This is a genomic window from Bradyrhizobium sp. AZCC 2262 (assembly GCF_036924535.1).
In the GTDB taxonomy this organism is placed as follows: domain Bacteria; phylum Pseudomonadota; class Alphaproteobacteria; order Rhizobiales; family Xanthobacteraceae; genus Bradyrhizobium.
In genome coordinates this window covers 4198888-4210572 of record NZ_JAZHRT010000001.1, presented here as the reverse complement: position 1 = coordinate 4210572, position 11685 = coordinate 4198888, and the positions used below count along the sequence as shown (strand labels likewise).

Annotated in this window: 14 protein-coding genes; 7 read left to right on the top strand and 7 right to left on the bottom strand. The window is 64.5% G+C overall.

Annotation, left to right across the window (positions count from 1 at the left end):
* Window positions 1-111: 111 nt before the first annotated feature.
* Window positions 112-354, top strand: a complete 243-nt coding sequence (locus V1283_RS20130) for a hypothetical protein (protein WP_334388173.1) — start codon at window positions 112-114, stop codon at window positions 352-354.
* Window positions 355-368: 14 nt separating this feature from the next.
* On the opposite strand, the gene V1283_RS20125 is transcribed toward V1283_RS20130, so the two are convergent.
* On the bottom strand, window positions 369-845 hold the full coding sequence (locus V1283_RS20125; RefSeq protein WP_334388172.1) for a winged helix-turn-helix transcriptional regulator: 477 nt from the start codon (window positions 843-845) through the stop codon (window positions 369-371).
* Between the two features lie 116 nt (window positions 846-961).
* Here V1283_RS20125 and V1283_RS20120 point away from each other — a divergent pair, with 116 nt between their 5' ends.
* Together V1283_RS20120 and V1283_RS20115 are read left to right on the top strand one after the other, a co-directional pair.
* A complete protein-coding gene (locus tag V1283_RS20120) occupies window positions 962-1735 on the top strand; it encodes an SDR family oxidoreductase (RefSeq protein ID WP_334388171.1) in 774 nt (257 codons plus the stop codon).
* A gap of 145 nt (window positions 1736-1880) precedes the next feature.
* Window positions 1881-2021 (top strand): hypothetical protein, encoded by a 141-nt coding sequence (locus V1283_RS20115; protein ID WP_334388170.1) that lies wholly within the window; start codon window positions 1881-1883, stop codon window positions 2019-2021.
* Window positions 2022-2091: 70 nt separating this feature from the next.
* Here V1283_RS20115 and V1283_RS20110 read toward each other — a convergent pair whose 3' ends face one another.
* Window positions 2092-2700: an FMN-dependent NADH-azoreductase gene (locus V1283_RS20110; protein WP_334388169.1), complete on the bottom strand. Its 609-nt coding sequence runs from the start codon at window positions 2698-2700 to the stop codon at window positions 2092-2094.
* Between the two features lie 100 nt (window positions 2701-2800).
* Here V1283_RS20110 and V1283_RS20105 point away from each other — a divergent pair, with 100 nt between their 5' ends.
* On the top strand, window positions 2801-3202 hold the full coding sequence (locus V1283_RS20105) for a winged helix-turn-helix transcriptional regulator (RefSeq protein ID WP_442895760.1): 402 nt from the start codon (window positions 2801-2803) through the stop codon (window positions 3200-3202).
* A gap of 94 nt (window positions 3203-3296) precedes the next feature.
* Here the strand turns inward: V1283_RS20105 and dprA are convergent, their stop codons facing one another.
* Together dprA and V1283_RS20095 are read right to left on the bottom strand one after the other, a co-directional pair.
* Entirely contained in the window at window positions 3297-4421 is a 1125-nt protein-coding gene (gene dprA, locus V1283_RS20100) for a DNA-processing protein DprA (protein WP_334388168.1), read from the bottom strand.
* A 67-nt stretch (window positions 4422-4488) separates the two neighbouring features.
* The gene (locus V1283_RS20095; RefSeq protein ID WP_334388167.1) at window positions 4489-4698 is read right to left on the bottom strand and encodes a GDCCVxC domain-containing (seleno)protein; all 210 of its coding nucleotides are present in this window, start codon (window positions 4696-4698) and stop codon (window positions 4489-4491) included.
* A gap of 85 nt (window positions 4699-4783) precedes the next feature.
* On the opposite strand from V1283_RS20095, the gene V1283_RS20090 reads away from it, so the two are divergent.
* Window positions 4784-6022 (top strand): amidase, encoded by a 1239-nt coding sequence (locus tag V1283_RS20090; protein ID WP_334388166.1) that lies wholly within the window; start codon window positions 4784-4786, stop codon window positions 6020-6022.
* A 95-nt stretch (window positions 6023-6117) separates the two neighbouring features.
* Here V1283_RS20090 and plsY read toward each other — a convergent pair whose 3' ends face one another.
* Genes plsY through V1283_RS20075 form a run of 3 tightly spaced genes read right to left on the bottom strand, consistent with a single transcriptional unit; the run spans window position 6118 to window position 9003 of the window.
* The gene (gene plsY, locus V1283_RS20085) at window positions 6118-6708 is read right to left on the bottom strand and encodes a glycerol-3-phosphate 1-O-acyltransferase PlsY (protein WP_334388165.1); all 591 of its coding nucleotides are present in this window, start codon (window positions 6706-6708) and stop codon (window positions 6118-6120) included.
* A gap of 35 nt (window positions 6709-6743) precedes the next feature.
* A complete protein-coding gene (locus V1283_RS20080; protein WP_334388164.1) occupies window positions 6744-8045 on the bottom strand; it encodes a dihydroorotase in 1302 nt (433 codons plus the stop codon).
* Between the two features lie 4 nt (window positions 8046-8049).
* Window positions 8050-9003: an aspartate carbamoyltransferase catalytic subunit gene (locus V1283_RS20075; protein WP_334388163.1), complete on the bottom strand. Its 954-nt coding sequence runs from the start codon at window positions 9001-9003 to the stop codon at window positions 8050-8052.
* A gap of 236 nt (window positions 9004-9239) precedes the next feature.
* On the opposite strand from V1283_RS20075, the gene V1283_RS20070 reads away from it, so the two are divergent.
* Window positions 9240-9986, top strand: coding sequence for a M15 family metallopeptidase (locus tag V1283_RS20070; RefSeq protein ID WP_334393109.1), 747 nt, complete (start codon window positions 9240-9242; stop codon window positions 9984-9986).
* 21 nt (window positions 9987-10007) lie between these two features.
* Complete coding sequence (locus V1283_RS20065) at window positions 10008-11651, top strand: acyl-CoA dehydrogenase family protein (RefSeq protein ID WP_334388162.1); 1644 nt, start codon at window positions 10008-10010, stop codon at window positions 11649-11651.
* The last annotated feature ends 34 nt before the right edge of the window (window positions 11652-11685 follow it).

The following is an 11685-nucleotide window of genomic DNA, read 5'->3' as shown; positions in this document are numbered from 1 at the left end:
AACCTCTGGGGTCGACTTTATATCTAGTGAGTTGCGAAATACGCCCTAGAGTTGCGCCATCAAAGAGGTTATTTCTGGGTCATACTTTGTGTCGTTCAGGATGCAAATTTTTTGAGCAAGGCTGCGGGCGGCCGGAAGCGCAAGGCTTCGGGCAAAAAACCGGAATCGCCAACCGAAGAACGAGCTGGAGAGGGCGGCCCGGACGAGGCCGTGGCTTTCATTGCCGAGACAGTCGCCGAATTGGTCAAGCTGGCGGAGCGCCATCGGCTGGAGGTACTCAGTCACCTGCTCGGCATGGCGCAGCTCGAGGCGGAAGAACGCCTGCGCACCCGGAGCAAACACAAGCTGTCGTGAGCCGCGCGGCTTCGTTACGCCGTAACGCGCTTGCCCTGCTTCCCCGCCGGTCGCGGCTTCAGCGCGGTATCGTCCACACCCAACAGCCGCCGCTCCTGCGAATAGAGTTCGAGCTTGCGAACCGGCCGGCCCTTCTCCTTGTCGACGAGGATGGTGGCGATCTCTTCCGGGCGCTCGTCGAACTCCTCGCTCCATTGCCGCATGGCGACCAGGATCGGGAATACGCCGCGTCCCTTCGGCGTCAGCAGATACTCCTGATACGCGCTGCCATCGGAGGCGGGCGCGGTTTTCAAAATGCCCTGGTCGACCAGTGTGCGTAGCCGCACCGAAAGAATGTTCTTGGCCAGCCCCAGTCTCTTCTGGAATTCGCTGAAGCGGCTTACCCCGAATAGCGCATCGCGAATGATCAGCATCGACCACCAATCGCCGATCGCATCCAGCGCGCGCGCGACTGGGCAATCGTCATGTTCAAAGCTGGTCCGTTTCACCATGGCGGGCTCCATCGAAAACGCGCTGCGGGTCGATCACACTCTTGTGTGGTTGCAATATTAAACCAGATGCTCTAGGTAAGCAATCTAGTTTAATAATGCAACCATTGGAGACGGCCATGAGGCTTGCGAACAAGACGGCGTTGATCACAGGGGGAAACAGCGGCATCGGCCTTGCGACCGCAAGACTGTTCGTGGCGGAGGGCGCCAGGGTCGTCATTACAGGACGAAATCAGGCGACGCTCGAGGCCGCCGCGAGGGAGCTGGGCCCGAATGCGCTTGCGCTCGCGGCTGACACCACCGACATCGCGGCGACCGAAGCCGCGATCGCGAAGGGGGCCGAAAAATTCGGCAAATACGACATCCTGTTCGCCAACGCCGGCATCGCCGGCAACACGCCGCTTGGTGCGTCGACCTTCGAGACGTTCGAGCGGGTGATCAACACCAACCTCACCAGCGTATTCTTCACCGTGCAATCGGCGCTGCCGCATCTCAACGACAACGCCTCGATCATTCTCAATGGCTCTGTCATCTCCGTGCTCGGCATTCCCGGCTACTCGGCCTATGGCGCGGCAAAGGCCGGCGTGCGCGCGATGGCGCGGATCATGGCGTCGGAATTGTCGCCGCGCGGCATCCGCGTCAACGTGGTGGCGCCCGGCGCGATCCGAACGCCGATTTGGGGCGCGGCGATCGCAACGCCGGAAGCCGAAAAGGCCTTCGAAAAACGGATCGGGCTGTCGACGCCGCTCGGCCGCATCGGTGAACCCGATCACGTCTCGAAGACGGTACTGTTCCTCGCCTCGGACGATGCCGCCCATGTACAGGGCCAGGAATTGTTCGTCGATGGCGGCGCCACGGCCTCGCCGAGCGGTGCGCCGATCTATCGGGGGTGAAGCGCACCTCCGTCATTGACGGCCGTCAGTCCGCCGCCCTGCGGCGGATTGGCGCTGAGCCGGAAGGGCGCATTGAACGTCAGTCGTCATTGCCGGACATTCGAACGATGGGAGCCTTTTGACCAAAGAGAACTGGAGAACAGTCATGCCGAAAAGGGCCGGCGTCTCCTCATCGGCCTTGCCGGATTCGGACACCGCCCAGTTCGTTTCAATCGCGCTGTTTTCCGGCGTCGGCCTTCTGATTTCCACCGTCATCGACATCTGCCGCATACACGGCATTTTCTGATCTGGCTTTCGTAATCGTGCGGAAAGCGGCCGCCGTCGGGCGCGGCGACGGCAGCCGCTCACGCCTCAACTCAGGCGGCGTTCAGATCGCTTGCGGCTTTCAGCGCGCCGGCCACGGCTTTTTCACGATGCTCGGGGCCGATCTGGATGCCGTCGGCGGAAATGAATTCCGCATCCTTGATTCCGATGAAGCCGAACACCCAGCGTAAATAGGTTTCCAGGTGCTCGCCGACGGCGGCCGGCGTGCCCGGACCGTAAAAGCCGCCGCGCGAGATCGCGACGATGACGCGCTTGTCGCCGGCCAGACCTTCGACGCCTTGCGCCGAGTATTTGAACGTCTTGCCCGCCACCAGAATGCGGTCGATCCAGGCCTTGAGCTGGCTCGGAATCGTAAAATTGTACATGGGCGCGCCGAGCACGATGACGTCGGCGGCCAGAAACTCTTCCAGTACGGCCTGGCCGGCGGCGATATCGTCGCGCAGCGACGCGTCCGGGGTGGCCCCCTGGCCGGCGGCGAGGTGCGAACCGGTGAGATGCGCCAGCGGCGTCAGCGTCAGATCGCGATAGCTGACTTCAAGGCCGGGCGTGGATTGACGCAGCCGTTCGACGACGGCGGCGGAAACCTGGCGGCTGACGGAGTGGGGGCCGAGAACGCTGGAGTCGATGTGCAGAAGTTTCATGGTAGATGTCACCCTTCGGTATAGGTTTGTAACTGGCGCTATATGAGTGACTGTGGCAAACCCCCGCAAGAACGCACATTTTTTACACCCGAGCACATCCATGAGACCCGAGCACAAGAAAGTGCCTGCCATGCCTCCGGGCCCACATGCCGAGGGTAGTTGCCTTGCCGTGGCTTCCGTACTGGCCCGCGTCGGCGACAAATGGAGCGTGTTGGTGATCATGACGCTGATCGACGGGCCGATGCGCTTCAACGAGCTCAAGCGCAAGATCGGCGGCATCTCGCAGCGAATGCTGACGCTCACCTTGCGCGGGTTGGAGCGCGACGGGCTGGTCACGCGCACGATCTTTCCGACCATCCCGCCTCGGGTCGACTACGAGCTGACCGATCTCGGCCGCGGGCTGGCGCAGCCGGTGCAGGCACTCGGCCAATGGGCGTTCGCACATCTGCCCGAGATCGAGGGCGCGCGGACCAATTTCGACGCGCGCAACGAGAAGGGCTAAAGCGTTTTCGAGCGAAGTGGGAACCGGTTCGCGTTAAGAAAACGCGTCAAATCAAGAATCTAGAGTCCCGTTTCGATTCTATCGAAACGGGACTCTAGATCAGCGACACCAGCCCGCCGCCATGGCGCTCCAACCGACCGGCCAGTTCGAGTTCGAGCAGCACCGTGCGAACGATGGCGGGCGAGAGGCCCGACATCCGGATCAGATCGTCGAGGCTGACCGGGCTAGGCCCGAGCAGCGTGACGATGCGCTCGTGCTCGCCCGGATCGATGTCGAAATCGAGCGGTGCGTCATCGTCCTCGCGCGCCTCGAGCACAATCGGCCGCTCCATGATCGGCTGGATGGCGTTGATGACGTCGCTGGCTTCGGTGACCAGGGTCGCGCCCTGCTTGATCAAATCATTGGTGCCGGCGGCGCGCGGATCGAGCGGTGAGCCGGGCACCGCGAAAACTTCGCGGCCCTGTTCGGCGGCCATCCGCGCCGTGATCAGCGATCCCGAGCGATGCGCGGCTTCGATCACGACGACGCCGAGCGACGCGCCGGAGATCAGGCGATTGCGCCGGGGAAAATCATGGGCGCGCGGCACATGGCCGAGCGGCATTTCGGAAATCGCGCCGCCTTGATCGAGCAGGGCGGAGAGCAAGTCCGCATGCTCCGGTGGATAGATCCGGTCGTGACCGCCGGCCAGCACCGCGACTGTGCCGCTTTCGACCGTCGCGCGATGCGCGGCCTGATCGATGCCGCGCGCCAGGCCTGAGATGACGACGAAGCCGGCGTCGCCGAGATCGCGCGCCAGTTGGCCGGCGAATTTCAGCCCGGCGCCCGACGCGTTGCGCGAGCCGACGATCGCGATCATCGGCCGGATCAGGATTTCGGGCGCAGCGCGCACGCGCACGCCGAGCAGCGGAGGCGCATCCTCGAGCGTCGCCAGCCGCGGCGGATAGGCGGCTTCGCCCGGCGCGACCAGCGTGACGCCGATCCTTTTCGCCGCGGCGATCTCGGCCCGCGCTTCCTCCTCGCTACAGATGCGTCCCGAACGATTGGCGCCACCGCGCCGCGCCAGGTCGGGCAGCCGCTCCAGCGCCGTGCGCGCATCGCCGAAATGGTTGAGCAGCGAGTTAAAGGTGCGCGGCCCGACATTGTCGCTGCGGATCAGCCGCAGCCGGTCGATCCGGTCGGTCTCGGTGAGGTGAAGCGTATGGGGTGTCCGGTCGTGCATGCGGGGCAGCTTTGCCCAACCTGAGATTGTGATCAACCTGTTTGAGGTAAAAACGTCCTGAGCTTTGTTAGCTGCAGCAGGCACCTTTGCCGCTTTCCTGCACGGGAGGACACGGCACGGAGCCGAACGAGCAGAACACGCAGCAGTCGCCCGCCAGCGGTTTCAGCCTCTCGCTGCAGCCTTTACAGACGTAGAAGAACTGGCACGCGTCCGTTGGCATTTGCTCAGCGGATTGGTGGCTGCAGCGCGGACAGGTCAGGACGGATTCAAGCTGCATCGGAACTCACGGACAATTTTGACAGCGGCGGATCAATCATATTCCATCTGGCCGACACGATCAAAAGCCGCAGGAACCACGCACCATGATCTCTCTCGCCGAACTCCAGCGCCGCATCGATTCCGGCGATCTCTCGCCCGACGCCGCAATCTCGCAATCGCTGGAGGCGATAGGCGCGCAGGACAAGACGATCGGCGCCTTCGTCTGCCATGCGGACGACGTCCGTGCGGCAAGCGCCGGGCCGTTGCGCGGCATTGCGGTCGGCATCAAGGACATCATGGATACGGTGGATTTTCCGACCGAGATGGGCTCGCCGATCTACCGCGGATTTCGATCGCGCGGCGACGCGGCCGTGGTGATGCTGTTGAAGGCGGCAGGTGCGACCATCGTGGGCAAGACCACGACCACGGCATTCGCTTCCTCGGATCCGACGCCGACGCTCAACCCGCACAACCATGACCATACACCCGGCGGATCGTCGTCGGGTTCGGCGGCAGCGGTAGGCGCCGGCATGATCCCGCTGGCGCTGGGCACGCAGACCGGCGGCTCTGTGATCCGGCCGGCCTCGTTCTGCGGCACGGCTGCGATCAAGCCGTCCTATCGCTTGCTGCCGACGGTCGGCGTCAAATGCTATTCCTGGACGCTCGACACCGTCGGCCTGTTTGCCGCCGGCGTCAACGACGTGGCGTGCGGGCTTGCGGCGATGACCGGCCGACCCGAACTGCTGCTGCCATCCGGTATTCCGACGCCGCGCATCGGCGTCGTGACGCAGGATTTTGCTGATGCGCCGGAAGCAGCAGGCGCGGAGGCGCTGCGGATGGCGACCAAGGCTGCGGAGCGTGCCGGCGCTTCGGTGTGGACGCTGGCTTTGCCCGAGATCATTGCGGAGGCGTGGCGCGTGCATCCGGTGATCCAGGAATTCGAGGCGCATCAGGCGCTCGCCTGGGAATACCGCGAAAATTACGACGCGATGGCGCCGAATCTCCGCGGACGCCTCGACGAAAGCAAGGGCGGGACACCGGCCGCCTATGACGAGGCCATGGATGTTGCTGGCCGCGCGCGGCAGGCGCTCGCCAAAATATTCGATGATGTCGATGTGATATTGACCTTGTCGGCGCCGGGCGCCGCGCCGAAGGGATTGGGTTCGACCGGCGACGCCCGTTACAACCGTCTCTGGACGCTGATGGGCGTGCCTTGCGTCAACGTTCCCGCGCTGATTGCGGATGGCGGCTTGCCAGTCGGTGTGACCGTCATCGCGCGATATGGCGCCGATGCGAAGGCATTGGCGGCGGCGCGGTTTGTGGAGCAGGCTCTCAAGCGGTGATGAACCCGTAGCCCGGATGAGCGCAGCGGCATCCGGGAAAAGTCCAGCATCGTCCCGGGTATCGCTGCGCTCATACGGGCTACGATGGCGGAGTTCTAATTCGCCCCGATCCGCCCTTCGGTCCCGGCCTGCAGCCGCTTGATGTTCTCGCTGTGCTTCCAGAACAGGAGCAGCGTCAGCACCACGAACAGCGACGCCAGCGCGGGGTGGCCGAACCACCACAGGAACAGCGGTGTCACGAACGCGGCGACCAGCGCCGAGAGCGAGGAGTATCGCGTGGTGAAAGCGGTAGCTAACCAGATCAGGCAGAACATCAAAGCCGCCGGCCAGAACAGGCCGATCAGCACACCGATATAGGTCGCGACGCCCTTGCCGCCGTTGAATTTGAGCCAGACCGGGAAGAGGTGGCCGAGGAAGGCGCCGAGCGCGGCCAGCATCGCGGCATTGGCGCCGCCGTAATAGCCGGCGATGATGACCGCGATCGTGCCCTTGAGCATGTCGCCGATCAGGGTTGCCGCGGCCAGGCCCTTGCGGCCGGTGCGCAGCACGTTGGTGGCGCCGATATTGCCGGAACCGATCGAACGCAAATCCTGCGTGCCGGCAAGCTTGGTCAGCACCATCCCGAACGGGATCGAGCCCAGCAGATAGCCGATCAGGAAGGCGACGATGAGGAACGCGTCAGACATTGCGGTAGCTCCCACCGCGGCCCGTTTCGCATGAATCAGACATGTTCATAGACCGTCCGCCCGCCCACGATAGTACGCACGACGCGTCCCGAGAAGCGGGCTTCGTCGAACGGCGTGTTCTTGCACTGCGATTTGAGGTCGGCGGGATCGAGTACCCAGGGCGTGTCGGGATCGATCACAACGACGTCGGCCGGGGAACCCGCGCGCAGCGAGCCGCCGGGCAGGCCAAGCAGTTCGGCGGGTCGTGTCGACATCGCCCGGATCAGCGTCTTGAAATCCATCTCGCCATTATGAATCAGCCGCAGCGCCGCCGGCAGCATGGTCTGCAGCCCGACCGCGCCGGAAGCCGCTTCCGCGAACGGCAGCCGCTTCACCTCGACGTCCTGCGGGTTGTGGTCGGACATCACGACGTCGACCAGGCCGGAGGCGACGGCCGCAACCAGCGCCAGGCGATCCTCCTCGGTGCGCAGCGGCGGCGACAGTTTCAAGAAGGTGCGGTAGGGGCCGATATCGTTTTCGTTCAGCGTGACATGGTTGATCGACACCGACGCGCTGACATCGAGGCCGGCGTCGCGTGCGCGCTTGAGGATTTCGAGCGACTCCAGCGAGGACAGCGAGGCGGCGTGATAGCGCCCGCCGGTCAGCGCCACGAGGCGCATGTCGCGCTCCAGCATCACGGCTTCGGCGGCATTGGGAATGCCGGCAAGCCCAAGTCGCGCGGCGAACTCGCCCTCGTTCATCACGCCTTCGCCAACCAGATCAGGATCTTCGGTGTGGTGCACGATCAGCGCGTCGAAATCGCGGGCATAGGTCAGCGCGCGGCGCATCACCTGCGCATTGGTCACGCTTCTGTCGCCATCGGTAAAGGCGACCGCGCCGGCGGCCTTCAACAACCCGATCTCGGTCATTTCCTGGCCGCCGAGGCCCTTTGTCAGCGCAGCCATCGGGTGGATGTTGACGATCGCGGTGTCGCGGGCCCGGCGCAGCACGAAGTCCACCGTCGCTGAGTTATCGATAACAGGCGAGGTATCCGGCTGGCAGATGATGGTGGTGATGCCGCCGGCGGCAGCCGCCTGGCTGGCGGAGGCAAAGGTTTCGCGGTGGCTGGCGCCGGGCTCGCCGACAAAGGCGCGCATGTCGATCAGCCCGGGGGCGACGATCTTGCCGGCGCAATTGATGATGTCGGTGCCTTCGGGCACGCCGGCCGCGCCAATGCCGCGCCTGGAGTCGCGGATGGTGCCATCGGCAATCAGCACGTCGCCGGGGCCGTCAAAGTCCCTCGAGGGATCGACGACGCGGGCATTGGCGAGCAGGATGGGGCGTCGATCAGTCAGCATGCTCTCACGCGTTCGGCAGGTTGCGGGCGAGCGCTTCGAGCACCGCCATCCGCACCGCCACTCCCATTTCCACCTGTTCGCGGATCAGCGATTGCGCGCCGTCCGCCACGATCGAGTCGATTTCGACGCCGCGGTTCATCGGCCCCGGGTGCATCACCAGCGCGTCCGGCTTGGCGTAAGCGAGCTTCTTCTGGTCGAGACCGAAATAATGGAAATACTCCTGGCTCGACGGCACGAAGGAGCCGTTCATTCGCTCCCGCTGCAGCCGCAGCATCATCACGATGTCGGCGCCATTGAGGCCCTCGCGCATGTCGCGCGCGACCTCGACGCCCATCCGCTCGATGCCGCGCGGCAACAGCGTGGAGGGGGCGACGACGCGGACGCGGGCGCCCATGGTGTTGAGCAGCAGGATATTGGAGCGCGCCACGCGGGAATGCATCACGTCGCCGCAGATCGCGATCACGAGCCCTTCCAGCCGGCCTTTATTCCGGCGGATGGTCAGCGCGTCCAGCAGCGCCTGGGTCGGATGTTCGTGGCTGCCGTCGCCGGCATTGATCACGGAACCGTCAACCTTGCGCGCCAGAAGTTCCACCGCGCCGGAGGCGTGGTGCCGCACCACCAGGATGTCCGGATGCATGGCGTTGAGCGTCACGGCGGTATCCATCAGCGTCTCGCCCTTGCGGATCGAGGACGAGGATACCGACATGTTCATGACGTCGGCGCCCAGCCGTTTTCCAGCCAGTTCGAACGAGGATTGGGTCCGGGTCGAGGCCTCGAAAAACAGGTTCACCTGGGTGCGACCGCGCAGGGAGGTGCGCTTTTTGTCCACCTGGCGGTTGAGCTCGACATATTCCTCGGAAAGGTCGAGCAGGCCGGTAATATCGGCAGCGGAAAGCCCCTCGATTCCCAGCAGATGCCGGTGCCCGAGGACGAAGGTCGATTTCGATATAGGGGTCATTAAAGCCAGAGCTATAGGCAGAGATGCCACGCAGGGCAAGCGTCAAATCCCGCGTCCGGACTTATCCACTAGCGCTTCGTCGGCAGGGTAAACGGCGGCGGACGGTGTTCCTGCGGCTGGCTTCGGCTAGGGTGGGCGCGATGCATCAGGCCATGAAGAACGTGCGGCATTTCATTCAATCCGTCCGGATCATGTTGCGGGCATTGGCGATCGCCGGCTGGGGGGCGGGAAGGTGGATGGCACTCGCGGCGATAGTCGTGGCGGGTTGCCCGGCGAACGCCGCCGCGCAGGCGCCAAAACTGCCTGCCGGCTTCGTCTATCTGCGCGATATCGATCCGACCATCATTCAGGACATGCGCTACGCCGGCGCCAACAATTTCGTCGGCCGTCCGCTCAAGGGGTATCAGGCCGCCGAATGCGTGGTGAAGCGCGAAGTGGGTGCGCTGCTGAAGAGCATTCAGGAAGAACTCGCGCTGCAGGGCCTGTCGCTGAAGATGTTTGACTGCTACCGGCCGACGCGGGCGGTTGCCGACATGGTGGCGTGGTCGCGCGACGGCCGCGAAACACCGGCGCAGAAGCGCTACAATCCGGCGTTCAGCAAGGGCGACCTATTTCGCCTCGGCTACATCGCTACCCATTCGGGCCACTCCACCGGCGCCGCGCTCGACCTCTCCCTGGTTGATCTGAAAGCCGACAATTCGGCAGTGTTCGATGCTGCCAAGGATTATGGCGACTGCACCGCCAACGTGAGCCTTCGCGCGCCGGACGGCAGCGTCGATATGGGGACCGGCTACGACTGCTCCGACGTCAAGTCGCACACGGCGGCGAAATCCATTACCGCAGCCCAGCGCCGCTGGCGGGAGAAGCTGATTCTGGTGATGGCACGGCGAGGATTTGTAAACTATTCGAAGGAGTGGTGGCACTTTTCGCTGCCGGGCGCGGGCGGGCGGGCCTATGATTTCCCGATCACGCCGCGGAAGTGAATCGCGGTTCCAGGACCAGCCATGAGCCAGGCAACATTTGCGACCCACGAGGTCTTCAACCAGTCGCCGCCGTTCGAAGATATCGACCTCTATGCGGCCGACCGGCCGCTGGTCGAGGCGGTCGCTGCCAATGGCGGCGCTTCTGCACAAAGCGAGTTGTCGGAGTTCGGCAAGCATTGGGGCTCGGCGGCAATGGCGGAACGCGGCCGTGTTGCCAACGAGAACACACCGAAACTGCGCATCTTCGATTCCAGAGGCAACCGCCGCGATGAGGTCGAATTCCATCCGGCCTATCACGAACTGATGGCGCACAGTGCGTATGCCGGCGTGCATAATTCGACCTGGGACGCGGCAGGCAAATCGGCCGGCGGCGCGTCCGAGGTGATGCGCGCGGCGAAATTCTACATGGCTGCGCAGGTCGAAACCGGGCATCTCTGCCCGATCACCATGACGCGGGCCTCGGTCGCCGCGCTGGCGGAACAGCCCGAACTGCTGGCCAGGGTGATGCCGGTGCTCGGCACGCGGTCCTACGATCCGGCGTTTGCGCCGTGGTGGACCAAGCGCGGCATGACGCTCGGCATGGGCATGACCGAGAAGCAGGGCGGCACAGATGTCCGCTCCAACATGACACGGGCGGAGCGCGACGGCAGCGCCTACCGCATCACCGGGCACAAATGGTTCATGTCGGCGCCGATGTGCGACGCCTTCCTGGTGCTGGCGCAGGCCGAGGAGGGACTGAGCTGCTTCCTGATGCCGCGCTTTGCGCCCGATGGGTCCATCAATGCGATCCGGTTTCAGCGGCTGAAGGACAAGCTCGGCAACCGCTCCAATGCCTCGTCCGAAGTCGAGTTTCACGGCGCCTATGCCGAGCGCGTCGGCGCGGAAGGCAAGGGCATCCGCACCATCATTCAGATGGTGCAGTTGACGCGGCAGGATTGCGCGATTGCTTCCGCCGGCCTGATGCGATCGGGCCTTGCGCATGCGTTGCATCACGCGCGGCATCGCAGCGTGTTCCAGAAGCATCTCGCCGATCAGCCGCTGATGCAGGCGGTGCTGTCCGACATGGCGCTGCATGTCGAGGCGTCAGTCGCGCTGGTGATGCGGCTGTGCCGGTCGTTCGACCGCGCGCCCGTTGACGCCAAGGAGGCCGCCTATATGCGGCTGCTGACGCCCGCCATCAAATACTGGGTCTGCAAGAGTGCGCCCGGCTTTCTCTATGAGGCCATGGAGTGCCTCGGCGGCAATGGTTACGTGGAGGAGGGCATTCTGGCGCGGCATTACCGGGAGTCGCCGGTCAATGCGATCTGGGAAGGCTCCGGCAATGTGATGTGCCTCGACGTCCTCCGCGCGCTGTCGCGCGAGCCGGAAGTGGCGTCCAGCATCGTGCATGAACTGACCGGCGAGACGCTTGGATTGCCCGGCGCGGGTGAGGTCATCACCTTCATCGGCAAGGCGTTCCGCCGGCCGGACAGCGAGCGGGTGGCGCGGCTGGCGGTCGAGAAGCTCGCGCTGCTGGCGGCTTCTGCCGCGCTCAACGCCGTGTCGCCGCGCCATGCGCAGTTGTTCGCCGCCACGCGCCTTGCCGGGAATCACGCCGGCATGTACGGCGCGGTGGATCTGGCCCATGACGACATAAGCGGCCTGCTGGGGCGCGCGCTGCCGTGAATACATCTCCGCAAGACAGAGAAAGAATGGTCTC